The sequence below is a fragment of the Lentibacillus kimchii genome, from assembly GCF_055381965.1.
In genome coordinates, this window is record NZ_AP043934.1 from 1,386,613 (window position 1) to 1,410,750 (window position 24,138).

Below are 24,138 nucleotides of genomic sequence, written 5' to 3' on the forward strand. Positions count from 1 at the left end.
TGTAATGGCTATGTTAAGCTGTATAACGCGATGATTAGGTTTAACGGCTGCCAAAACAGTGAACGAATAGGTGATTTTAATGGGGAAAAACGTATTGATTATTGGTGCAAGCGGCGATATCGGCCAGGCTGTTGTCACGCAGCTTGGCCGGGAAGGTCATCAATTGATGCTGCATTATTATCAAAATAAACACTTTCTGGATAAAGGCAGAACGGGCTTGGATGAGGAAGCTGTTCTCCTGACTATACAAGCTGATTTAAGTAAGACAGAAGGAATCAGCCATCTTCTCCGCCAGCTGGTTTTCCCAGTTGATGCGGTTGTTTTTGCTGGAGGGAGAGCACATTATGGGCTGTTTCAGAATACCGACGAAACATTAATGGACGCTATGCTTACACTGCATGTGAAGACGCCATGGATAATTACGAAAAATTTATTGCCCTCGATGATCCAGCAAAAACAGGGCAGAATTATTTTGATTACGTCTATATGGGGAGAAGCCGGAGCTGGCGATGAAGTCATTTATTCCTCTGTTAAAGGGGCGCAAAACAGCTTTGTAAAGGCCCTGGATAAGGAAACAGCACCATCTGGTATAGCGGTTAACGCTGTCAGTCCCGGGTTTATCGATACCAAAATGAATGCTTCTTTATTATCTGAGGAAAAGGAGGAAATTATTAAGGATATTCCTGCCAGACGTGCTGGCACCCCTGATGATGTTGCCCAAATGGTCCGTTTTCTAATGAGGGAAAAAAGTGATTACGTTCATGGTGAGATCATAAATATCAGCGGCGGCTGGCATTTATGAAAATGCCGTTGCATAAACAAGCCTCATCAATCAAATGCTAGTCATGAACCAACATGAAGGAGGCATATTGACATGTCAGTTCTTGACAACTTTGATTCATGGAAAACTTTTTTGGCTGATAAACTGGAACAGGCTCAATCCGAAGGCATGGGCCAGGAAACGATTGACAATATGGCTTATGAAGTAGGCGATTACCTGGCTTCTAATACAAATGCTCAAAATAATGAAGAGGCTGTACTGCAGGAAATTTGGAGTGCTGCATCTGAAGAGGAAAGACAATCAATGGCGAGCGCGATGGTTAAACTCGTGCAGAATCAAGGGAACGCTTAAACGGCCTGCCTTTATAAAGAAGCTGCATTACTATGCAGCTTCTTTATTTTTGTCTTAATTAAGAAACATCTTTTCTTCTTTATGCAAATACTTTATTATAGTATTAAGTATGTATGAAAAGGGGTTTACGATGGAGAAGACAGAGTGGTACCTTGAATATGAAATTCAAAATAATCACCCGGGATTATTAGGTGACATTTCTTCCCTGTTAGGTATGCTCTCCATTAATATTGTATCCATTAATGGCGTAGCCGAATCAAGGCGGGGAATGCTTTTATTGTGTCGGAATGAGGAACAGATCACGAGAATGACATCCATTATGGAAACAATGGATACGATTAACATTATTAAAATGCGTAAACCGATGTTACGTGATAAACTTGCTGTAAGACACGGACGCTATATCCAAAATGATGAGGATGAGCGAAAAACTGTCAGGTTTGTCCGGAATGAAATCGGAATACTGGTTGATTTTATGGCGGAATTGTTTAAAGAGGACGGTCATAAACTCATTGGAATACGCGGCATGCCGCGTGTTGGAAAAACTGAGTCGGTTGTGGCTGCCAGTGTGTCCGCCAATAAACGCTGGCTGTTCGTATCAAGCACCTTGCTTAAACAGACCATCCGGAATGAGCTGATCCAGGGTGAGTACAATCGTGACAATCTTTACATTATTGATGGGATTGTTTCCAAACGTCAGGCTAATGAAACACACTGGCAGCTTATCCGGAAAATTATGCAGCTTCCAGCGGTCAAGGTTGTGGAACATCCGGATATGTTCGTACAATTCACGGAATACAAACTGGAGGATTTTGAATATATTATTGAACTCCGCAGTGATGAGAACGAAGAGATCACTTATGGACCAATTGAGGACAGCATGTTTGGTCAGGGAGATGGCTTTTCAATGTTTTGATTCTTAATGATGGATGGTGTTACGCATGGCGATCGGTGAAAAGCTGAGAGAGGCAAGAGAAAAACAAAACATGTCGCTCGAGACGATGCAGGAAACAACAAAAATACAGAAGAGATATCTGGAGGCAATTGAGAACGAGAATTTCAGTATTCTGCCAGGAACATTTTATGCGCGTGCTTTTATTAAAGAGTATGCGACTGCTGTGGGATTGGATCCCAATGAACTTCTTGAAGAATATAACGCAGAGGTCCCCCAGACAGAAGAGGACAATTCAGCACATTATTCACAAGTTCACCGGTCACGCAAGGATAACAGTCCCAATAAAAGCACAAACGTTTTTTCATTTATACCGACTGTTATTGTCGTGCTGCTGGTAATCGGTATCGTTTTTATCGTATGGTTTTTTTTGCAGGAATCGTCGACAGAGGACAGCACGGATTCAGCACAGACACAGCCGCAAACTGAAAATAATGAAGTTGTCCGCGAGCAGGATGACGAGTCCGGAAATGAGCCGGCGGATGACGACAGTTCGGATGCTGAGGAAGACAACAAAGCCAATGCGGAAAGCACTGATTCACAGGAAGAGAGTCCAGATCCAGCGCTGACGGTGGACGAAGAGAGTACCGGAAATCCTCCTGAATCGACACTGACATTGGAACATGCCAGTAATAAGATTTCTGTAACAATTGAAGCAACGGATGATTCCTGGCTCGAAGTAGATAATGGTGACGGTGACGTGCTGTTTAAAGATACGGCAACAGCTGAAGATTCACCGATTGAACTGGATGTATCAGGGGCTGATCGGGTAAGGTTCAATGTTGGCAATGCGCCAGCACTTGATATTACTGTAGATGGTGCAGCACTTGATTATCCGGTCGATCCGGACAACGAAGTGTTTCATCAAAAAATCTGGGTTAACCTTAATAAAGAACAAGACTCGGGCAAATAAGAAAAGCTGCTTACGTACACAGAAGGAGAGAAAACTGTGAACATTCCAAATCAGATGACACTGTCACGCATTCTTCTAATTCCTATTTTCATGATTTTGCTGGCCATTCCCTTCAATTGGAGTGAGTGGTCTATTGGTGAAGCGGTATTGCCCGTTTCCCATTTCGCCGCAGCTTTATTATTTATTGTAGCGGCTGCAACAGACTGGGTTGACGGCTATTATGCAAGAAAATATAATTTAATAACAAATCTCGGGAAATTTCTTGATCCGCTTGCTGATAAACTGCTGGTTGCTGCTGCATTGATTTTACTGGTGGAACAGGGGCTTGCCCCGGGATGGATAACCATTATTATTATCAGCCGGGAATTTGCAGTGACGGGTCTTCGGCTGGTGGCAGCCGGTGAAGGTATTGTTCTGGCCGCTGGAAATATGGGGAAACTGAAAACAGCCACACAAATGATTGCAATTGCTGTTTTGCTGCTGCATAACTTTCCCTTTTCATATGCCGGCATACCATTTGGCTTAATGATGCTATATCTATCGCTGATTTTTACAATTATATCAGGCGTTGATTACTTTGTTAAAAATTGGCATGTAATGAGGGATTCCAAATGATGAAACAGGAAAACGCAGAGATTGTTGCTGTAGGCACAGAATTACTATTAGGCCAGATTCCTAATACGAATGCACAATGGCTGTCGAAGGCTATGGCATCGATTGGCATTAATGTTCGTCATCATTCAGTTGTCGGGGATAATCTCCGGCGGGTTGAGGAGCAGTTCCGGATTGCCGGTGAGCGGGCGGATATCATTATTGTCACCGGCGGACTGGGACCGACCGAAGATGACCTTACACGTGAAGCATTCCAGCAACTGACTGGCATCCCTATTATCGAGCACAAGTCATCTATGGAAAAAATTGAAGCTTACTTTGCTGAAAAGCAGGAAACGATGACATCTAACAATAGAAAACAAGCACGCGTCTTTACTGGAGCGGATGTTATGACTAACAATACAGGCATGGCTCCGGGAATGATTGTGACACACAACGATAAAACATGGGTTTTCCTGCCAGGCGTTCCGAGGGAAATGAAACGCATGATGACTGACAGGGTAATTCCTCGCCTGCAGCAGGTCATTGGCCGGGATACAGTGATTAAATCCACCATGCTCCGTTTCACAGGAATTGGTGAGTCGAAGGTCGAGGATAAGCTGCTGGACTTAATTCAGCAGCAGACGAATCCAACAATTGCTCCTTTGGCACAGGACCAGGGGATTGCTATCCGGCTGACAGCCAAGGCAGAATTTGATCAGGAGGCAGATCGTTTAATTAAACAGAGCCGAGCGGCAGTTATGGAAAGAGTCGGCGAATTTTTCCATGGAACCGATGATCAGACACTTGAGGAGAGTGTTTACAGTTTGCTGAAACAGCAGGGTTATACACTTGGGGCTGCCGAAAGTTTAACGGGTGGTATGTTTACAGAAAGACTAACAGCTATTCCGGGTGCTTCGGATGTGTGTACTGGCGCCATTGTCTGCTATGGCACTCAAGTGAAGGAGCAAGTACTCAATGTTTCCTCTGAGCTTATTAGGCAGCATGGTACGATCAGTGAAGCGTGTGCATCATCTATGGCAGAAAATGTCAGGTCGCGTCTTGATTCAGATATTGGCATCAGTTTTACAGGTGCAGCCGGTCCGGACAGCAGTGAAAGACAGCCTGCCGGAACTGTTTTTATCGGTGTTTATGACAAGTCTGGAAAACAAACGGTGGAAAAATATACGTTTCAGGGTGACCGGCAAACGGTGCGCGAACGTGCTGTTCTAAAGGGTTATGAACTTTTGTTTAATCTGTTAAAATGACTATATAACCACACTGTTAAATGGTGAAATACAATTTTATTTTTCTAAGCCCCCGTTAAATTTCCTTTTCACCTGTTGTTCATTCACTAAAATACAAGAACACTTATTCGCCTTTCTATTGAGAAAATGTTCAAAAGGGCGTATGATAAAACTAGAATTGTTTCACTTATAAGGGAGGTACGCTCATTGGGAGATAAAAATCAGGCTCTGGATACGGCGTTGAAACAGATTGAAAAGCAATTTGGCAAAGGTTCGATTATGAAACTTGGTGAACAGGAAGGACAGAATGTGGCGACGATTCCAAGCGGCTCACTGGCTTTGGATGTCGCTCTTGGCATTGGCGGTTATCCAAGGGGCCGTGTGGTAGAAGTTTATGGACCGGAATCATCCGGTAAAACAACGGTGGCGCTGCATGCCATTGCTGAAGCACAGAAGCAGGGTGGACAGGTCGCGTTTATCGATGCTGAGCATGCGCTTGATCCGACTTATGCGAAAGCGCTGGGTGTTGATATCGATGAATTGCTTTTGTCACAGCCGGATACCGGAGAACAGGCACTGGAAATTGCTGAAGCGCTGGTACGCAGCGGTGCCATCGATATTATCGTTGTAGACTCGGTAGCAGCTCTGGTGCCAAAAGCCGAAATCGAAGGCGAAATGGGGGATTCACACGTTGGACTTCAAGCACGCCTGATGTCCCAGGCGCTGAGAAAACTGTCCGGTGCTATTAACAAATCAAAAACAACGGCTGTATTTATTAATCAGATCAGAGAAAAAGTCGGTGTTATGTTCGGTAATCCGGAAACAACGCCTGGCGGCCGCGCACTTAAATTCTATTCATCTGTCAGACTGGAAGTACGCCGTGCAGAAACACTTAAACAAGGCAATAATATGGTTGGGAATAAAACGCGCTTAAAAGTTGTCAAAAACAAAGTTGCTCCACCATTTAAGCAGGCTGAAGTTGATATCATGTACGGAGAAGGGATTTCTAGAGAAGGTGAAATCCTGGACATTGGTTCAGACTTGGATATCGTTCAAAAAAGCGGTGCCTGGTATTCGTATAATGGTGAACGCCTGGGACAGGGAAGAGAAAATGCTAAACAGTTCCTGAAAGAAAATGAAGCAACTAAAATGGAAATTCATCAAGCAATTCGCGAACATTATCATTTGGATGATAAACCGGAAGAGGAACAGGCTGATCAGGAAGAAAATGACGAACAAACTGATCAGGAAACAACAGATGTATAAACGAATCAGATGATGAGAAGTCCTTTGCTGGCATGCGGTAAAGGACTTTTTTCTTATTGATTTGCAAATTATTACGTTTTCTTGACATAAATGACACAGCACAGTAAAATTAAACTGTATAATTTACTTATTTTATTATACAATAAATTGTTTATTATTGAACCTTTTACACGCCGACAATAATGAATGAATTGTACAATTTTATAGCAAGAGGAGGTGAAATCATGGATAATCCTTTAGTCATCTCCATTTTGCTTGCCGTAATCCTGATCGTCGGTATTGTTGTTGGTTACCTAATTCGTAAATCGATTGGTGAAGCTAAAATTTCCAGTGCGGAGACTTTAGCTAAACAAATAGTTGATGAAGCACATCGGAATGCGGATGCTGCTAAAAAAGAAAAACTTCTCGAGGCGAAAGATGAAGCCTATAATTTACGCCAGCAGACAGAAGATGAGTTACGTGAACGGCGATCTGAAGTACAGAAACAGGAAAATCGCCTGTTGCAAAAAGAAGATAATCTGGACGGAAAAACAAAAACGCTGGATGAGCGGGAAACAACGCTGGAAGGAAGGGAAGCATCATTAGCAGAACAACAACAACAAATTGAAGAAATGGAAAGCAAAGTGGAAGCGACGCTTAACGAACAGCAGACAGAGCTTGAGCGGATTTCGGGCTATACGAGTGACCAGGCAAAACAGGTTATTCTGGACCGGGTTGAGCAGGAAGTCAACCACGAAACCGCTCTGAAAGTTAAGGAAGCAGAGAACCGAGCCAAGGAAGAGGCAGATAAGAAGGCTAAAAGCATTCTTTCACTGGCTTTGCAACGTTGTGCTGCGGATCATGTGGCCGAGACAACTGTGTCTGTTGTCAATCTCCCAAGTGATGACATGAAAGGGCGAATTATTGGTCGTGAAGGCCGTAATATACGGACACTGGAAACACTGACCGGTATTGATCTAATTATCGATGATACACCGGAAGCGGTCGTATTGTCCGGATTTGACCCAATTCGTCGCGAAATTGCCCGAATGGCTCTGGAAAGACTTGTACAGGATGGCCGGATTCATCCTGCCAGAATTGAAGAGATGGTTGATAAGGCCAGACGTGACGTTGACGATCAGATTCGTGAAGTTGGGGAAGAAACGACATTCGAAGTCGGCATACATGGGTTACACCCAGATCTTATCAAAATACTTGGCCGCTTAAAATATCGCACAAGTTACGGGCAGAATGTCTTGAAGCATTCGACCGAGGTTGCGTATCTCGCCGGGCTGCTTGCAGCAGAATTAGGCGAAGACCAGACACTGGCAAAAAGGGCTGGTCTGCTTCATGATATTGGAAAAGCGATTGATCATGAAGTCGAGGGAAGTCACGTTGAAATTGGTAAAGAACTGGGCATGAAGTATCAGGAACATGACGTTGTTATTAATGCGATTGCGTCCCATCATGGTGATGAGGAACAAACATCAATTATCTCAGTTCTGGTCGCAGCGGCCGACGCGTTGTCAGCTGCCAGACCAGGTGCCAGAAGTGAATCCCTGGAGAACTATATTAAACGTCTTGAAAAACTCGAAGAAATCTCTGAGTCGTTTGCTGGAGTTGAAAAATCCTTTGCCATTCAGGCCGGAAGAGAAATTCGAATTATGGTTAAACCAGACGAAATTAATGATATTGATTCAGTTCGAATTGCACGTGATATCCGTAAAGAAATTGAAGGTGAACTTGATTACCCAGGTCATATCAAAGTGACGGTTATTCGGGAAACACGGGCAGTTGAATATGCAAAATAGGACAAGCGGCCATAACCGGCCGCTTCTATTTTTAGTTACTTTACAATACTCAGATACTATGCAACACTATATTTAATTACGCAGATAGAAGGATGGAGCACAATGAAATTATTATTTGTAGGTGATGTAACAGGGTCACCCGGAAGAGAAATGGTTCAACAGTATTTACCCAAGTTAAAGGAAGTCTACCACCCAAACATAACGGTCATTAATGGCGAGAATGCTGCAGCTGGCAAAGGGATAACTGAGAAAATTTACAAACAGCTGCTGGAAGCTGGAGCACAGGCTATTACCATGGGGAATCACACATGGGATAAAAAAGAGATATTTGAATTCATAGATGATGCTAAAAATCTAGTCAGGCCAGCCAATTTTCCTGAGGGAACGCCGGGGAAAGGGATGACGTTTGTTAACTTGAACGGCACAGAAGTTGCTATTATTAATGCACAAGGCCGAACATTTCTATCTGCCCTTGATGATCCCTTTCGTAAAATGGATGAATTGATTTCGGAGGCTAAAAAGCGGACCAACATCATCTTTGTTGATTTCCATGCCGAAGCAACAAGTGAAAAACAGGCTATGGCCTGGTATCTGGATGGAAAAGTGACAGCGATAGCTGGTACCCATACGCACGTTCAGACAGCTGATGAACGCGTGCTTCCGAACGGAACAGCCTATATAACGGACGTTGGCATGACCGGTCCGTATGATTCAATTATAGGCATGGAAAAGGAAGCGGTTATGAAAACGTTCTTAACAGGTTTGCCAGGGCGTTTTGAAGTGGATAAAAAAGGCCGGGCACAACTGAACGGTCTGTTGATAACAATTAATGAAAAGACAGGAAAAGCAACGGCTGCTGAACGGATTATGATAAATGATGATCATCCCTTCTTCACTTAAATCGATTCGCTTTATTTGAATGTTTAGAAATATTGTTGCATAATGAGGTTATAAGCTAGCAATTATAAGAATATAGTATCAGTAGAATGACAATAGCACATGAAGGAGGTACTAGGAGTGGACGTATTAAAAGTATCAGCCAGATCAAATCCAAATTCAGTAGCAGGTGCACTTGCAAACGTATTAAGAGAAAGAGGATCAGCAGAAATGCAGGCAATAGGTGCCGGTGCTCTGAACCAGTCTGTTAAGGCAGTTGCGATTGCCAGAGGATTTGTGGCACCAAGCGGCGTTGACTTAATCTGCATACCGGCATTTACGGATATTATGATTGATGAAGAAGAACGGACAGCCATTAAGTTAATTGTCGAACCGAGATAATATCATATTTTTTACTACCAGTGTTGTGCTTTTGCGCAGCACTATTTTTATTGTTTCAGCAGTCAGGCGCCCATGTTCAGGTTAGCGTCTGGTTGCCCAGCTGTAATGGGTCATGTATTGTTTAATTTGTCCTGAGCCTTTATAATGACATTATGGATGGTTATAGCTATAACTTGAGGTATAGCTGAAAGGAGTTTGGATATGAACGAAGATGAACGGAAACAGCAAGCTCAAATTAAGCAGCCGGAGAATTCCTCAGACGTAAAATCTGCTGCGAATAATATGGAACGGCTGCAGAATACATCAAGCGACGATTTGATTTCCAAGTACTTTGAGACATCCTATGAACCGCCTAATTTAAGCAAAGCCAGAAAACGCGGTCGTGACGATATCAAAGTACACTATGATTTCGGCATCCCGGAAGATATGGAAAACATTGGCCAGGATAAAAAGTTCCTGATACGTACATATGGTTGTCAGATGAATGAACACGATACAGAGGTAATGGCTGGTATTCTGGAGGAAATGGGCTATACATCAACGGATGATAAAACAGAAGCAGACGTTATTTTGCTGAATACGTGTGCCATACGCGAAAATGCGGAAAATAAAGTATTTGGTGAAATCGGCCATTTGAAGGCTCTAAAACGCGAGAATCCCGACCTGATTCTTGGTGTATGTGGCTGTATGTCCCAGGAAGAGGGGGTCGTCAACAGGATTTTGAAAAAACACCCGCAAATTGATCTCATCTTTGGAACGCATAATATTCATCGGTTGCCACAGCTTATCAAAGATGCCATTTTTGGCAAGGAAAAAGTAATTGAAGTGTGGTCCAAAGAAGGCGATATTATCGAAAACCTTCCCAAAGCCCGTAAAGGCAGCGTTAAGGCTTGGGTGAATATTATGTATGGCTGCGACAAGTTCTGCACTTACTGCATTGTACCGATGACTCGAGGTAAAGAACGCAGCCGTCATCCAGAGGATATTATTCAGGAAGTACGCCATTTAACAGCGCAAGGCTACAAGGAAGTCACCCTTCTCGGCCAAAATGTTAACGCTTATGGCAAGGATTTTGACGAGTCGGATTATGGTCTGGGTGATTTGATGGACGATCTTCATAAAATCGATATCCCAAGAATCCGTTTCACCACGTCGCATCCAAGAGATTTCGACGATCGCTTAATCGAGGTTCTTTCCCAGGGCGGCAATCTGCTTGATCATATTCATCTGCCGGTCCAGTCAGGAAGCAGCCGGATTCTTAAGAAAATGAACCGCCGCTATACCCGGGAGGATTATCTGGAGCTGGTCAGAAAGATTCGCGAAGCCATGCCGAATGCGACTCTGACAACAGATATTATAGTCGGATTCCCGAATGAAACGGAAGAGCAGTTTGAAGAAACAATGTCCCTAGTCGAAGAAGTTGGTTTTGAGTCGGCGTTTACATTCATCTATTCACCGCGTGAAGGAACGCCGGCAGCCCGAAAAGAAGACAGCATTCCTGAAGACGTTAAGAAACAGCGTCTCTATCGGCTGAATGAACTGGTTAATAAACAATCTGCTGAATCGATGCAACAGTATAAAGGTGAAATCGTTAAAGTGCTTGTTGAAGGTGAAAGTAAAAAAGATCCTGACGTTCTCGCAGGTTATACGGAACGGAATAAATTAGTTAATTTCAGAGCACCAAAATCATTAATCGGCCAGCTTATCGATGTTGAAATCACAGAAGCCAGAACATGGTCATTAAATGGTGTTATGGCCGAAACGCCAGCTGAGGTGAAATAATATGGCAGAATATACACGCCAGCAAATAATGGATGAGGCAAGAACATTAGCGGGTATGCTTGCCGATACAGAAGAAATTGACCGCTTTAAGCAGGTTGAGGCTAAAATCAACAACAATCAAAAGGTGCAAAGTCTAATTCAAAAAATCAAGACACTGCAAAAACAAGCTGTTAATTTTCAGGCATACGGCAAAACAGAAGCCTTGAAAAAAGTTGAAGAAGAAATTGACCGTCTGCATGAAGAAGTCGATGCCATTCCTATTGTTCAGGAATTTAAAGAGACACAGGGTGTTGTCAATGATGTTCTGCAGCTTGTATCGGGAACGATTTCCCGTGAGGTGACCAACAATGTCATCACATCTACAGGCGGTGATCTTCTTTCCGGTGAAACAGGAAAAGAATTCCCTGACGAGTCAGCCAGCAGCCGTTAATATTTAGTTCCATTGCTGGTCATGGAGACTATCGTTCACCTTGATGAATAGCGCGCGAAATGAAGCCAGGCATGGAAACTGCCTGGCTTTTAGTATGAAGCGTGGCAGGCGTCATTGCTTCCTTTTCCAAGTCAGCTATGCACTTTAGGTATTTGTCTTGCATACGATGCTATGAGAAAAAGGAGGTAACAATTTATGTCCTATCTTGATCATGAGTACAGAGAGATTATTACAAAAGCGGTCTGCGGCAAAGGCAGAAAGTTTACGGAAGCAACCCACCATGTATCACCATCACATAATCCGTCCAGTATCCTTGGCTGCTGGGTGATCAACCACTTATATAATGCTAAGAAAAAATCAGAAGACACTGTTGAGATAAGCGGCAGCTATGACATTAACATTTGGTACTCCTACAACGATAATACCCGAACCGAAGTCGTTACCGAACGCGTCACGTATACCGACAAAGTTCCACTGTCTGTGAAGGACGATAACAGTTTGAATGATGACTATGATGTTATTGCCAAAGTAGTACAGCAGCCAAACTGCCTGGAATGTGAAATTACGGAATATGGCCAGAAAATTGCTGTGGAAGTTGAACGCGAGTTTGGCGTACAAATCATTGGCGAGACGAAAGTAGCCGTCAAAGTAGATCAGAAAGGTCTGGCATTTGACGACGATGACTGGGGTGCTGATATTACGGACGATGAATTAAATGATGTTGAACCGGATTTTGTTGACAGCGGCAGTAACTTCAGTGACTGAGCTGCTTACGAGAGTTTATACTCTCGTAAGTTTTTTCCTTTACTGCACCATCATATTCCAGAAATGACTTAAATTCTTGATCAACTTTCATCAGTCGTTTTAATACGGTTATATATGCTATAATATAATAATCGATATGTATGTTTTGGAGGATTCGTGATGGCTAAATACACACCAATGATGGAGCAATATATGAGCATCAAGAATGACTATCAGGATGCTTTTTTATTTTTTCGGCTTGGTGATTTTTATGAAATGTTTTTTGATGACGCCACTTTGGCAGCAAGAGAGCTGGAAATCACACTGACGAAGCGGGACGGCGGCAAGCAGAACCCGACGCCAATGTGTGGTGTACCTTATCATTCATCTAGTAATTACATTAAAAATTTAATTGAAAAAGGCTATAAAGTAGCGATTTGCGAACAAGTTCAGGATCCTAAAGATGCCGAAGGGGTGGTCAAACGGGAAGTTGTCCAATTGGTTACCCCGGGAACGGTCATGGAAAGCAATATGCTGGAGGAACGTGACCATAACTATATTGCCAGTCTCACCTATTTTCCAGATGGTTCCTATGTGATTGTCTATAGTGAATTATCGATTGGCGAAAACAGTATTGCGCTGATCACAGATGGCTGGGATGCGGTCATGCATGAATTGTATAATCAGCCGATTAAGGAGATGGTTATTGGCTCTGACTTGCCGGAGTCGATACAGCAAACTTTAGCTGAAAAGCTGCAGCTCACCTTATCCTATCAGGATGATGTGTCATTTGATGCTGAGTTTCGGGATTTGTGCGCCAATTTAAATGATGAACGACTCGTACATGGTCTCAGCAGGATGCTTAACTATATTATGACCACCCAAAAACGGTCACTCGATCATCTGCAGCCTGTTAAACTAATTGAATTGGATCATTATTTGGCTCTGGATATGTATTCCAAGCGAAATCTGGAACTGACCAAAACGCTTATGAAAAAAGGAAAACAGGGCAGCTTGCTATGGGTGCTCGATCAGACTGTAACACCAATGGGGTCACGCATGCTTAAAAAGTGGCTTGATCGTCCCTTGTTAAATCAGCAGCAGATTGAAGCAAGGCTTGATATAGTGGAAGGGTTTTTACGCGGGTTTATGGAACGCGATACTTTGCGTGAAACACTGAAATCTGTCTATGATCTGGAGCGTCTTGCCGGCAGAATAGCTTACGGTAATGTTAATGCCCGGGATCTGATCCAGCTGAAACAATCATTGGGCCAGATTCCTGACCTTAAAACCATTTTAACGCAATTTGAGCAGCAAAGAATCACACACTTAAGCAGTCAGCTTCAATTTCCGGAAAATCTTATGACATTGCTTGATGCCGGCTTGAAAGATGATCCGCCTGCATCTGTAACAGAAGGCGGCATCATTAAAGATGGCTACAGTACTAAACTGGATACGTATCGCAGTGCCTCAACAGACGGGAAACAATGGATTGCTGAACTGGAACAAAAAGAGCGTCAGGAAACGGGTATAAAGTCATTGAAAATAGGATTCAACCGGGTCTTTGGCTATTATATTGAAGTTACAAAAGCTAATTTGCACTTATTGCCTGAGGACAGATATGAACGCAAACAGACGCTTGCCAATGCCGAGCGTTATGTTACACCGGAACTGAAGGAAAAAGAACAGCTGATCCTGGAGGCCGAAGAACAAAGTGTTGATCTGGAATATAACTTATTTATGACGATTCGTGACCAGGTTAAAGAGCATATTCCGGCTATTCAGTATTTAGCAGAAGTTGTGAGTCAAATCGATGTTCTTCAGGGTTTTGCAGCGGTAAGTGAGGCAAATCAATACCAGCGTCCCCGGTTTTCGGATCAGTTGCTGTCGATTAAAAACGGTCGTCACCCGGTGGTTGAACAAGTCGTGAAGGATCATGCCTTTGTTCCGAATGATATCCAGCTTGACAGGGAAACCGATATTTTGTTGATAACGGGTCCAAATATGTCTGGTAAAAGCACTTATATGCGCCAGCTTGCACTTATTGTTATTATGGGGCAGATTGGCTGCTTTGTTCCCTGTGAAGATGCTGAACTGCTTCTCTTCGACCAAATCTTCACACGAATTGGAGCGGCTGATGATCTTGTTTCGGGTCAGAGTACATTCATGGTTGAAATGCTTGAAGCCAATCACGCGATTACAAACGCAACGGAAAATAGTTTAATTCTGCTGGATGAAATTGGCCGTGGTACAAGCACGTATGATGGGATGGCTCTGGCGCAGGCGATTGTAGAGCACATTCATGATCACATTCATGCTAAAACCGTCCTATCGACACATTATCACGAGCTGACAGCGTTGGAGAATTCACTGGACAAGCTGAAAAACATTCATGTCCGGGCTGAGGAACATGATGGGAATGTTGTCTTTCTGCATCAAATTCAGGACGGGGCCGCGGATCAAAGCTACGGGATTCATGTAGCTAAGCTGGCTGATCTGCCGGCACCATTGATAAAACGGGCCCGTGCCATTTTGGGGCAGCTGGAACAACATAGTGAAGTTCCTGTGGCCGACACTGGTCAATTATCGCTTTTCGACCAGACCGGGGAGACACACGATGAATCAGTACAGGAAAGCCGAAAAGACTATACCATCGTGGATGAACTTAAAGCTGTCAATCTATTTGAGATGACCCCAATAGAAGCTATGAATGAATTATATCGGCTGCAAAAACAGACAGAAGAGGAATAAAAAGAGGGGGGTGTTTCCATGGAAATCTGGCAAATCCCGGATACACTGGCTAATAAAATAGCGGCCGGGGAAGTTGTGGAACGTCCAGCTTCTGTTGTCAAAGAGCTGATTGAAAACAGTATCGATGCGAATAGTTCGTGGATTCGGGTGGAAGTCGAAGAAGCTGGGCTGCAATCAATTAAAGTCGTTGATAATGGGAGAGGGATGTCTGAAACAGATGCTGAAAAGGCTTTTCTGCGTCATGCGACAAGTAAAATCACACAGGAATCTGATCTGTTTCGGGTGACCACATTAGGTTTCCGTGGAGAGGCTTTAGCCAGTATCGCGGCGGTCAGCCGGTTAAAGATTAAAACGTCGCAGGGAGATGGGGCCGGTACATGGCTGTCAATTGAAGGCGGTGAGATATCAGACCGGTCTAAAAGTGATGCACGCCAGGGAACGGAGATTATTGTAGACGATTTATTTTACAATACGCCGGCGCGCCTGAAATATATGAAAACCATTCATACGGAACTGGGACATATAACTGATTTGCTTAACCGGCTCTCCTTGTCCCATCCGGGTATTCGGTTTGAAGCTGTTCATAATGGCAACCAGCTGTTTGCGACTGCCGGTACTGGTGATCGGCTGCAGGTTATCAGCCAGGTGTATGGCATGAGTGTTGCCAGAAAAATGATCCCGATTCACCGTGATACGCTTGATTTCTCGATTAATGGTTATATTGCCAAACCGGAAGTGACAAGAGCTTCCCGGAATTATGTATCGACCATGATTAATGGTCGCTATATCAGGAGTATGCAGCTATCACAGGCAATTATTAAAGGCTATCATACACTGCTTACGGTGGGCCGTTACCCAGTTGTTGTTTTGAACATTGACATGGATCCGGTTTTAGTTGATGTGAATGTGCACCCCACAAAGCTTGAAGTTCGTTTTAGTAAAGACAAAGAACTTTTCACAGCGATTGAAGGCGCTATTCGTGATGCTTTCCGGCAGATATCACTCATACCGGAGATGGAAGAGGAACAGCCTAAGCCGGATAACACGAGGCAATCACTGCAAAATACAATGACCTTTCCGGAACCCAAAACAGAAACCAATACCTCGTTCACACAACAGGTCAATGAATCTCAGCCAAATGTGGTTTCTGCTGACACCGAACCCGATGTATATCCGGTTCCATCTCAAGACAGGTATTGGAAAGCCCCTTTAGCCAGTTCAGCCGCCTCGTTGGATGATAAAGATACAACGGCTCAAATACCTGAGACACAAGAGCGGATTCCCGTTATGCACCCAATTGGTCAGGTTCAGGGGACCTATATTCTGGCACAAAACGAAACTGGTTTGTATATGATCGATCAGCATGCAGCTCAGGAACGTATTAAATTTGAACAGTTCAGACGCAAATTAGGTCAAACGGCCAATGAAGTACAGGAACTGTTGATTCCATTAACGTTTGACTTTTCCAAACAGGAAGCTATTTTTATTGATCATCATATAGAAGACCTTGCTCAAGTTGGTTTGTTTTTTGAACCGTTTGGAAACCAAACCTACATTATCCGGTCTCACCCTAATTGGTTTCCAAAAGGCTATGAAGAAGAGGTTATCCGGGAAATGATTGATCAGATTATGCAGGATGAACAAGTGGATGTGGCATCCATCAGAGAAGGTGCTGCAGCACTCATGTCATGCAAGCGGTCTATTAAAGCCAATCACTATTTAAATTCTGATGATATGTTCCGTTTGCTGGAAGATTTGCGGGCGACAGCGGATCCTTTCACATGCCCGCACGGAAGGCCGGTTATCATCCATTTTTCATCCTATGAGCTGGAAAAAATGTTTAAGCGGGTTATGTAGTTATTGGTCTAAGGCTGGGATATAACGAAATCCATTATTCTTAAAGCTGGTCAATTTTAAATGTGTGCAGGAAGTGGATGTGAGACACCTGCCTCATTTTTGATTGGTTAGCTCCAGAACAAGCTGTTTGGTTATAGTGAAGGAAATTGATTTAATATCATGTGTGAAATAGTGAGCATTTTAGTTTTGCATTTAAAACTTTAATATTAAAACATTAAATGCGAAAACATATTAAAAAAGATGGTACGTATGAAAATAAACAAAAAACCATTATTTCCAACAACCTGCTATTTGTCGGCATTATGGCATTTATTTTTGCCTTTATGGCTTTGTTCGGATCAGAAAACATTTTAATTGGGATTTCCACAATCACAGCCATGCTGATGTCTATTTGGCGGGCTTGAATATTTGAACTGGTATTCCGATTAATTTTATAGCTATGTTTGTGATCAGTTACTTGCTGATTTTCAACTTAAAAAATCCGCTCTATGCAGTATACCTACCTTGCTTCAGGAGTTAAGTGCCAAATTTAGAGGTGAAGCAAGCAATCAAAGTATGAAAAATCTGCTGATCATTATGAGTATGATTGAAGACAGACTTAAGTTAAATAATCAAGGACAGCACCTGGACTGGCTTTACCGGTATCGTCTGACTGCCAGCACCATTTATGAGCTGTAGCGTTTGTTGCTGAAATGGGCGTAATGAGTATGATAAACCCGCTAATAATTGTTTGCGGATGATGATTGTGAGATAATAAGATTTGCTTAAGCTATTAGGAACACGTTAAACTTACTGTTGTTTGTGCTCAATGTGTAAGAATGTGATAGGGGAATGCAGATGATACAGCCAGTCGTAGCAATTGTTGGACCGACCGGAGTAGGGAAGACGCGGTTAAGCATTGATATAGCCCACCGTTTTGATGGCGAAGTTATAAACGGAGATTCGCTGCAGGTGTATAGAGGATTGAACATTGGAACGGATAAGATAACGCAGAACGATAAGCAATCAATCCCTCATCATATGCTGGATATTAAACATCCGTCAGAACCCTTTTCAGCTGCGGATTTCCAGCAGATGGTGCAAGCGTCGATTGAAGCTATCAACAGACGCGGCAAACTGCCTGTTATTGTTGGCGGAACCGGTCTTTATATCCAGGCTGCCCTGTATAATTATCATTTTGCCGAAAAGCCCCGGGATGAGAACGTCACCCGCCGTTTGGAAGAGGAGCTCAAAACGCTGGGGGCTGATAAGTTATATGAGAACCTGAAAGCTATCGATCCGGATCAGGCGGTCAAAATACATCCGAACAATCACCAGCGCCTCATTCGAGCCCTCGAAATCTACGAAACAACAGGGAAGACGATGTCAGACTATCAGCAGGATCAGCCTGAGAATTCACCCTATAGTCCGATTTTGCTTGGTCTCGAGATGGATCGGCAGCTTTTGTATCAGCGTATCAATGCCAGGGTCGAGCAAATGCTGGAGCAAGGGCTTGTGGAAGAAGTGAGACTGCTTTATAATCAGGGATATGAGAATCATCAGGCGCTGCGTGGTATCGGCTACAAGGAGTTTATCCCTTATTTTAAAGGAGAGCAGACCTTTGATGACACCATAAAATTACTCAAGCGAAATTCGAGACGTTATGCCAAACGGCAGTACACTTGGTTTAAAAATAAGATGCAGGTAAATTGGTATCATGTAACACCCGATGCAATCGACGGTACTTTTGAAAAAATTTTTGACGACCTGGCAGGAATGCTTGCAAGGATCTAGAAGTATTAAGCCAGAGTTTCAAAAGAGGAGGAAACACGATGGCGCAGTCGGTTAACATTCAGGATCAGTATTTGAATAAACTACGAAAGGATAATGTCTCCGTTACGTTATTTCTGACAAATGGCTTTCAAATGCGCGGCGTTGTAAAAGGTTTTGATAACTTTACCGTGTTAGTTGAAACGGATGGTAAACAACAGCTGATTTATAAGCATGCTATTTCAACTTTTGCTCCAGTTAGAAATATACCACTGGACAAAGAATGATAAAAACGGGCGCCCGAGTGCGCCCGTTTTTTTCTGCCAATGCAGCCCATTAGGCGTTTGTCACACCGCTTCCCTGAGCCGCGTATGCTATCGTGACGAAAGGGTGATTATGTGGATACGCAAAAGCTTCGTAACAAAAATGGGCAAATAAATATTATACTGCAAGATGAACAGAGCAGAACCGTTCAAAAAGACAATCATGGTATTACGTCACACAATCCATTCTCACATATTGACACAGAATTCTCTGCTTTTATTGGTATGAATCAGCTAAAACAAACGATAAAAGAAATTTATGCAACCATTGTCGTCAATGACAAACGGCATGAAATGGGTATGACCAAATCCAGACAAGTTCTCCATATGCTGTTTAAAGGGAATCCTGGCACGGGTAAAACAACCGTCGCCAGAAAACTGGCTGAGATGTATTATGATATGAATCTGCTTTCGAAAGGTCATTTAATTGAAGCGGAGCGTGCTGATCTTGTTGGTGAGTATATTGGTCAAACCGCCCAAAAAACACGGCGTATCATTCAAAAAGCAATGGGAGGCATTCTATTCGTTGACGAAGCCTATTCATTAGCACGAGGCGGGGAGAAAGACTTTGGCAAGGAGGCCATTGATACGCTGGTCAAACATATGGAAGATTATCATAGCGATTTTGTTCTCATACTGGCTGGCTATCCTAAAGAGATGGAACGGTTTTTAACATTTAATCCTGGTTTAAAATCTCGTTTTCCATTTATCATGGATTTTCAGGACTACGAAATTGATCAGCTTATAATGATCGCCAAACAAATGGTTCAAGATCGTGAGTATGCTTTGACAAAAGAAGCGGTATGGAAATTACGATCACATATAAATATACAGAAACAGACGACAACAGCCAATTTTTCTAATGCTCGCTATATCCGAAATATAGTTGAGCGATCTATTCGGCATCACGCTGTCAGACTTCTGAATCAGGAGATGTTCTCGGTTAATGATTTGATGTTTTTGACAGAAGAAGATCTTTCGTTTGATCGGTGAGAGACGATAGGAATGCACCGAATTGCCCAGGCGGTATTTCTTTGCTATGATAAACTTGGGAAAAACGTTAATACGTAAATTAGGAAGAAGGTTTGATATGACAGAACGGGTACTTCTCCTGGCTGTAAAAATGCCCGGGGCTGATGACAATCAATTTGAATCATCACTGACTGAGCTGGCATCGTTATCTGAAACGGCTGGTGGCTCAGTTGAAAGAACGATTATCCAAAACCGGCAGCGTATCCACCCTGCCTATTATATTGGTGAAGGTAAAGCGGCTGAAATAGGGGAGCTGGTCCGTGATCTGGAAATTGATCTGGTTGTTTCCAATGATGAGCTTTCACCCAGTCAAATGCGAAATCTAAATGACGCGATCGGGGTGCGATTGATTGACCGCAGTCAGTTAATTTTAGATATATTTGCCCGGCGTGCTCACACAAAAGAGGGCAAGCTGCAAGTTGAGCTTGCCCAGCTGGAATACACGCTGCCGCGCCTCCGTGGTAAAGGTGAGGAAATGTCCCGTTTAGGGGCGGGAATTGGCACACGCGGCCCCGGAGAGACCAAGCTGGAAATTGATCAACGTCACATCAGACGGCGGATTGACGATATCAGACATCAGCTGAAGCAAGTTGTTCGGCAGCGTGAACAATACCGGAAGCGCAGAAAGGCCAATGACGTTTTTCAAATTGGAATTGTTGGCTATACGAATGCAGGGAAATCAACATTGTTTAATCAACTGACCAAAGGAGAAACAAAAGTCGAGAACCAGTTGTTTGCAACACTCGATCCGCTAACACGGCATATTCATCTTCCGTCAGGCTTACAGGCGTTGGTCACGGACACAGTTGGCTTTATTCAGGATTTGCCAACAACATTGGTAGCTTCCTTCCGATCAACGCTGGAAGAAGTAACGGAGGCTGATTTCATACTGCATATTGCTGATGCGGCGAACGATGATGTTATGCAGCAGCAGAAAACGGTCGACAACCTGCTTCAGGAACTTGGTGCGGATACAGTCCCCCAGCTTATGGTCTATAATAAGCTGGATAAGCTGAGTGAGGATTTTATACCGATGCGTCACCCCAGTATCTTAGTCAGCGTTTTTGAATCCGGTGCTGTTAGCGGGATCCTTGAGAAGATAGAAGAACTTTTAAAACAGGACTGGGACTGGTATAACATCCAAGTGCCCCCTGATCAGGGGAAATTATTGTACAGGCTTGAATCAGAGACGATTGTAACGCAGCGATTTTTTCAGGAAGATGCAAATGCTTTCATTGTAAATGGGTACATGCGTCCTGATCATGAACTGCAGCGTTTAGTAAAGGAGTCATAAAGCGACATGCTGAAAGATCTAATAACCGAGGCAGAGAAGGATTGTACAGAACAGCACGCCAAAATAGCTGACTTAGTTGAACAGAATCAAAAAAAAGTACTTGATGCATTTAAAGCGAACCGTGTAAGTGACAGTCATTTTCAATCGACGATTGGTTATGGCTATGATGATTTGGGCCGTGAGACATTAGAAGCTGTTTATGCGGATGTGTTTGGAGGTGAAGATGCCCTTGTCAGACCGCAGATCGTCTCCGGCACACATGCTATTTCTACAGCTCTTTTTGGACTTTTGCGGCCAGGAGATGAACTGCTGTACATCACTGGGAAGCCCTATGATACCCTTGAGTCAGTTATTGGCATCAATAATCAGAACAGTGGTTCATTACATGATTTCTGCGTTACTTATAAACAGAGTGATTTGCTGGAAGACGGTTCTGTGAACTTTTCCGATATAAGGAGTCAAATGTCTGAAAACACAAAAGTTATCGGCATTCAACGATCAAAAGGCTATGATGACCGGCCTTCATTTACCATCGATGATATAAAAGAAATGGTTCAATTTGTGAAATCAATTAATCAGCACGCGATCGTTTTTGTTGATAATTGTTATGGTGAATTCGTTGAAGCATATGAGCCACTGCAGGCTGGAGCCGAAATCATCGCGGGATCTCTGATTAAAAATCCGGGCGGCGGACTGGCTCGGGCCGGTGGCTATATAGTTGGCAAAACGGAACTTATAGAACGGTGTGCCAACCGTTTGACAGCACCGGGTCTTGGCAAAGAGACAGGCGCTACTTTTAATATGCTGCAGGAGATGTTTCAAGGATTGTTTCTTGCCCCGCATGTGGTAGGTGAAGCATTAAAGGGTGCTGTTCTAACAGCAAGATTTCTGGAATTGACCGGCTTCCAGACAAGTCCGCGTTTCGACGCTCGCCGGACAGATCTGATTCAGACAGTAACATTGCACAGTGAGGAAAAAATGATCGCCTTTTGTCAGGCTATCCAGAAAAACTCACCGGTTGATGCTTTTGTCAAACCATATCCGAGCGGTATGCCTGGCTACGAAGACGATGTCATTATGGCAGCGGGCACATTTATTCAAGGTGCGAGCCTGGAATTAACGGCAGATGGACCAATCAGAGAACCATACACGGCGTTTGTCCAGGGCGGACTTACATATGCCCATGTGAAAATTGCGCTTGAGGCAGCGATGAATGAACTGCTTGAACAAAACTTGATGTCAATGAATAGTTGAGTGCAGCAGTAAGCTGGTTCAGCAATAGAGTCTTATTTAAGAGAAATAGAATCTTTGAGAGGTACTCTCGTGGTAAGGAAGCGGAAAGGTAGTCAGAGGAACTGACTGATTATATATAATGAAACGACACTTAATGGAAAGTTGTGTTCGTGCGATCCCAAACAGGGCTTTCATCATATTGCTGACGAAAGCCTTGTTTTTTAATCTATATGCCGGTATAACCCCATCACTTTGCCCAGGATGGTCACATTCTGATAAATGAGCGGCTCCATCGTTGCATTTTCCGGCTGCAGACGGATATGATCCTTTTCTTTAAAGAATCGTTTAACGGTTGCCTCATCTTCATCTGTCATCCCAACGACGATGTCACCGTTCTGAGCAGTATTTTGCTGTTTGACAATGACCATGTCCCCATCAAGTATCCCTGCTTCAATCATACTTTCTCCTTCAATGACCAGAACAAATAAGTTATCGTCAACCCCTGTTAATGAACCGGGCAGTGGTACAAATTCCTCGATATTTTCCACTGCAGTAATGGGGATACCGGCTGTTACTTTACCGATAACCGGTGCATACCGGGGATCTTCTCGTGGTATATGGCTTTCTTCGGACTGATCCAGAACCTCAATTGCCCGTGGTTTTGTAGGATCACGCCTAATGTAACCCTTGCTTTCTAATCGCGCTAAGTGGCCATGAACGGTTGAGCTGGAAGCAAGATCCACAGCTTCTGCAATTTCCCGTACTGATGGCGGGTAGCCTTTTTCAGTTACCTGCTCTTTAATATAGTCTATGATAGCTTGCTGTCGTTTAGACAGTTTTGTCATCTATTAAACACCTCGCACATAGTATTTATTGATATCAGTATATCATGGACATGCCCCCTGAGACAAACATTCGTTCGAATAAAAGCTTGACAGGATCGTGTGTTCGTCTATAATAAGTGTAGACAGTGCGAACAAAAGTTCTAATTTAGCGGAGGTTGTTACAATGTTTGACAAGCTGACGAAAACGGACTTATTCTACTTAACGGCATTTGCTTTGTCATTGATTTTTCTCTATGTTTCCATGGTAACAAGTTCATAGAGCAGGGAGACGGTAGATTGAAAGCTGTTATTTATTGCAGAGTGAGTACAGATAAAAAAACACAGGAAACGTCCTTACACCGGCAAAAAGAAGAACTTATTAAACTAGCTGATAACTATCAATTTATCATAGCAGATTGTATACAGGAACAGGCAAGCGGCTATGATATTAACCGTGATGGCATCTTTCGCATGCTTGACTATTTTTCAGATCATCAGGCTGACAGCTTGCTGATACAGGATGAAACACGGCTGGGGCGGGGTAATTCTAAAATTGCTTTGTTTCATCAGCTGCAAAAACTGGGTGTCTCTATATATACAGTTCAGCAAAATGGCGAACTTGAATTATCCGAGTCAGATTCTATGGTGCTGAAGATCCTGAGTATTGTTGAGGAATATCAGCGGCAGATTCATAATACGAAAATTAAGCGCGGGATGAAACGGGCAGTGGATGGTGGCTTTAATCCGGAGAAGAATTTAAGCAATCGTGATCTGGCTCCCGGGAAGACCCGCAAGTCGTTCCCGATTCAAGAAGTTGTTCGTCTGAGGCAAAATAATATGACGTTTCGTGACATTGCTGATACACTTAACGGGTTGGGCTATTCAGTTTCGAAGGCGACGGTGCACCGCAGGTATCAGGAATATCACAATACTTGAATAACAAATGCTGG

Annotated in this window: 24 protein-coding genes; 23 read left to right on the forward strand and 1 reads right to left on the reverse strand. The window is 43.3% G+C overall.

The window, feature by feature from the left end; translation table 11 throughout:
* Positions 1-79 precede the first annotated feature (79 nt).
* The 22 genes from ymfI (at position 80) to ACZ444_RS07565 (ending at position 22,385) form a co-directional block, all read left to right on the forward strand.
* Complete coding sequence (ymfI, locus tag ACZ444_RS07460; protein WP_382357324.1) at positions 80-802, forward strand: elongation factor P 5-aminopentanone reductase; 723 nt, start codon at positions 80-82, stop codon at positions 800-802.
* Positions 803-874: 72 nt separating this feature from the next.
* On the forward strand, positions 875-1,132 hold the full coding sequence (locus tag ACZ444_RS07465) for a DUF3243 domain-containing protein (RefSeq protein ID WP_382357325.1): 258 nt from the start codon (positions 875-877) through the stop codon (positions 1,130-1,132).
* Positions 1,133-1,262: 130 nt separating this feature from the next.
* Positions 1,263-2,048, forward strand: coding sequence for a DUF3388 domain-containing protein (locus ACZ444_RS07470; RefSeq protein ID WP_382357326.1), 786 nt, complete (start codon positions 1,263-1,265; stop codon positions 2,046-2,048).
* A 25-nt stretch (positions 2,049-2,073) separates the two neighbouring features.
* Positions 2,074-2,997 carry a helix-turn-helix domain-containing protein gene (locus ACZ444_RS07475; protein ID WP_464433231.1) on the forward strand — a complete coding sequence of 308 codons (924 nt, stop codon included), beginning with the start codon at positions 2,074-2,076 and terminating at the stop codon, positions 2,995-2,997.
* A 36-nt stretch (positions 2,998-3,033) separates the two neighbouring features.
* Entirely contained in the window at positions 3,034-3,612 is a 579-nt protein-coding gene (gene pgsA / locus ACZ444_RS07480) for a CDP-diacylglycerol--glycerol-3-phosphate 3-phosphatidyltransferase (protein ID WP_382357328.1), read from the forward strand.
* Positions 3,612-4,856 (forward strand): competence/damage-inducible protein A, encoded by a 1,245-nt coding sequence (locus tag ACZ444_RS07485; protein ID WP_382357329.1) that lies wholly within the window; start codon positions 3,612-3,614, stop codon positions 4,854-4,856. The genes pgsA and ACZ444_RS07485 overlap by 1 nt, the downstream gene beginning before the upstream one ends.
* A gap of 186 nt (positions 4,857-5,042) precedes the next feature.
* Complete coding sequence (gene recA, locus ACZ444_RS07490) at positions 5,043-6,101, forward strand: recombinase RecA (RefSeq protein WP_382357330.1); 1,059 nt, start codon at positions 5,043-5,045, stop codon at positions 6,099-6,101.
* 224 nt (positions 6,102-6,325) lie between these two features.
* On the forward strand, positions 6,326-7,891 hold the full coding sequence (gene rny / locus ACZ444_RS07495) for a ribonuclease Y (RefSeq protein ID WP_382357331.1): 1,566 nt from the start codon (positions 6,326-6,328) through the stop codon (positions 7,889-7,891).
* Positions 7,892-7,993: 102 nt separating this feature from the next.
* Complete coding sequence (locus ACZ444_RS07500) at positions 7,994-8,791, forward strand: TIGR00282 family metallophosphoesterase (protein WP_382357332.1); 798 nt, start codon at positions 7,994-7,996, stop codon at positions 8,789-8,791.
* A 117-nt stretch (positions 8,792-8,908) separates the two neighbouring features.
* The gene (locus ACZ444_RS07505; protein ID WP_382357333.1) at positions 8,909-9,169 is read left to right on the forward strand and encodes a stage V sporulation protein S; all 261 of its coding nucleotides are present in this window, start codon (positions 8,909-8,911) and stop codon (positions 9,167-9,169) included.
* Between the two features lie 201 nt (positions 9,170-9,370).
* Entirely contained in the window at positions 9,371-10,951 is a 1,581-nt protein-coding gene (gene miaB / locus ACZ444_RS07510; RefSeq protein WP_382357334.1) for a tRNA (N6-isopentenyl adenosine(37)-C2)-methylthiotransferase MiaB, read from the forward strand.
* A gap of 1 nt (position 10,952) precedes the next feature.
* Positions 10,953-11,381, forward strand: a complete 429-nt coding sequence (locus ACZ444_RS07515) for a YlbF/YmcA family competence regulator (RefSeq protein ID WP_382357335.1) — start codon at positions 10,953-10,955, stop codon at positions 11,379-11,381.
* 195 nt (positions 11,382-11,576) lie between these two features.
* On the forward strand, positions 11,577-12,146 hold the full coding sequence (locus tag ACZ444_RS07520) for an outer spore coat protein CotE (RefSeq protein WP_382357336.1): 570 nt from the start codon (positions 11,577-11,579) through the stop codon (positions 12,144-12,146).
* Between the two features lie 159 nt (positions 12,147-12,305).
* Complete coding sequence (mutS, locus tag ACZ444_RS07525) at positions 12,306-14,876, forward strand: DNA mismatch repair protein MutS (RefSeq protein ID WP_382357337.1); 2,571 nt, start codon at positions 12,306-12,308, stop codon at positions 14,874-14,876.
* An 18-nt stretch (positions 14,877-14,894) separates the two neighbouring features.
* Positions 14,895-16,733, forward strand: a complete 1,839-nt coding sequence (mutL, locus tag ACZ444_RS07530; protein ID WP_382357338.1) for a DNA mismatch repair endonuclease MutL — start codon at positions 14,895-14,897, stop codon at positions 16,731-16,733.
* A 218-nt stretch (positions 16,734-16,951) separates the two neighbouring features.
* On the forward strand, positions 16,952-17,137 hold the full coding sequence (locus ACZ444_RS07535; RefSeq protein ID WP_382357339.1) for a DUF1129 domain-containing protein: 186 nt from the start codon (positions 16,952-16,954) through the stop codon (positions 17,135-17,137).
* A 151-nt stretch (positions 17,138-17,288) separates the two neighbouring features.
* A complete protein-coding gene (locus ACZ444_RS07540; protein WP_464433232.1) occupies positions 17,289-17,411 on the forward strand; it encodes a hypothetical protein in 123 nt (40 codons plus the stop codon).
* Positions 17,412-17,570: 159 nt separating this feature from the next.
* Positions 17,571-18,506, forward strand: coding sequence for a tRNA (adenosine(37)-N6)-dimethylallyltransferase MiaA (gene miaA / locus ACZ444_RS07545; RefSeq protein ID WP_382357341.1), 936 nt, complete (start codon positions 17,571-17,573; stop codon positions 18,504-18,506).
* A gap of 38 nt (positions 18,507-18,544) precedes the next feature.
* A complete protein-coding gene (gene hfq / locus ACZ444_RS07550) occupies positions 18,545-18,769 on the forward strand; it encodes an RNA chaperone Hfq (RefSeq protein WP_382357342.1) in 225 nt (74 codons plus the stop codon).
* A gap of 111 nt (positions 18,770-18,880) precedes the next feature.
* The gene (spoVK, locus tag ACZ444_RS07555; protein WP_382357343.1) at positions 18,881-19,798 is read left to right on the forward strand and encodes a stage V sporulation protein K; all 918 of its coding nucleotides are present in this window, start codon (positions 18,881-18,883) and stop codon (positions 19,796-19,798) included.
* 97 nt (positions 19,799-19,895) lie between these two features.
* Entirely contained in the window at positions 19,896-21,131 is a 1,236-nt protein-coding gene (gene hflX / locus ACZ444_RS07560) for a GTPase HflX (RefSeq protein ID WP_382357344.1), read from the forward strand.
* 6 nt (positions 21,132-21,137) lie between these two features.
* Positions 21,138-22,385, forward strand: a complete 1,248-nt coding sequence (locus ACZ444_RS07565; RefSeq protein WP_382357345.1) for a methionine gamma-lyase family protein — start codon at positions 21,138-21,140, stop codon at positions 22,383-22,385.
* Positions 22,386-22,585: 200 nt separating this feature from the next.
* Here the strand turns inward: ACZ444_RS07565 and lexA are convergent, their stop codons facing one another.
* Positions 22,586-23,209: a transcriptional repressor LexA gene (lexA, locus tag ACZ444_RS07570; protein ID WP_382357346.1), complete on the reverse strand. Its 624-nt coding sequence runs from the start codon at positions 23,207-23,209 to the stop codon at positions 22,586-22,588.
* A gap of 276 nt (positions 23,210-23,485) precedes the next feature.
* On the opposite strand from lexA, the gene ACZ444_RS07575 reads away from it, so the two are divergent.
* Positions 23,486-24,124 carry a YneB family resolvase-like protein gene (locus ACZ444_RS07575; RefSeq protein WP_382357347.1) on the forward strand — a complete coding sequence of 213 codons (639 nt, stop codon included), beginning with the start codon at positions 23,486-23,488 and terminating at the stop codon, positions 24,122-24,124.
* Positions 24,125-24,138 lie beyond the last annotated feature (14 nt).

Coding starts and splice junctions, on each gene's coding strand:
- miaB (WP_382357334.1), top strand. CDS start 9,371: ATGAACGAAGATGAACGGAAACAGCAAGCTCAAATTAAGCAGCCGGAG.
- ACZ444_RS07535 (WP_382357339.1), top strand. CDS start 16,952: ATGCGAAAACATATTAAAAAAGATGGTACGTATGAAAATAAACAAAAA.
- ACZ444_RS07485 (WP_382357329.1), top strand. CDS start 3,612: ATGAAACAGGAAAACGCAGAGATTGTTGCTGTAGGCACAGAATTACTA.
- ACZ444_RS07475 (WP_464433231.1), top strand. CDS start 2,074: ATGGCGATCGGTGAAAAGCTGAGAGAGGCAAGAGAAAAACAAAACATG.
- ACZ444_RS07565 (WP_382357345.1), top strand. CDS start 21,138: ATGCTGAAAGATCTAATAACCGAGGCAGAGAAGGATTGTACAGAACAG.
- hfq (WP_382357342.1), top strand. CDS start 18,545: ATGGCGCAGTCGGTTAACATTCAGGATCAGTATTTGAATAAACTACGA.
- rny (WP_382357331.1), top strand. CDS start 6,326: ATGGATAATCCTTTAGTCATCTCCATTTTGCTTGCCGTAATCCTGATC.
- ACZ444_RS07540 (WP_464433232.1), top strand. CDS start 17,289: ATGAAAAATCTGCTGATCATTATGAGTATGATTGAAGACAGACTTAAG.
- mutL (WP_382357338.1), top strand. CDS start 14,895: ATGGAAATCTGGCAAATCCCGGATACACTGGCTAATAAAATAGCGGCC.
- ACZ444_RS07470 (WP_382357326.1), top strand. CDS start 1,263: ATGGAGAAGACAGAGTGGTACCTTGAATATGAAATTCAAAATAATCAC.
- ACZ444_RS07515 (WP_382357335.1), top strand. CDS start 10,953: ATGGCAGAATATACACGCCAGCAAATAATGGATGAGGCAAGAACATTA.
- ACZ444_RS07520 (WP_382357336.1), top strand. CDS start 11,577: ATGTCCTATCTTGATCATGAGTACAGAGAGATTATTACAAAAGCGGTC.
- ymfI (WP_382357324.1), top strand. CDS start 80: ATGGGGAAAAACGTATTGATTATTGGTGCAAGCGGCGATATCGGCCAG.
- hflX (WP_382357344.1), top strand. CDS start 19,896: ATGACAGAACGGGTACTTCTCCTGGCTGTAAAAATGCCCGGGGCTGAT.
- mutS (WP_382357337.1), top strand. CDS start 12,306: ATGGCTAAATACACACCAATGATGGAGCAATATATGAGCATCAAGAAT.
- ACZ444_RS07500 (WP_382357332.1), top strand. CDS start 7,994: ATGAAATTATTATTTGTAGGTGATGTAACAGGGTCACCCGGAAGAGAA.
- lexA (WP_382357346.1), bottom strand. CDS start 23,209: ATGACAAAACTGTCTAAACGACAGCAAGCTATCATAGACTATATTAAA.
- ACZ444_RS07465 (WP_382357325.1), top strand. CDS start 875: ATGTCAGTTCTTGACAACTTTGATTCATGGAAAACTTTTTTGGCTGAT.
- miaA (WP_382357341.1), top strand. CDS start 17,571: ATGATACAGCCAGTCGTAGCAATTGTTGGACCGACCGGAGTAGGGAAG.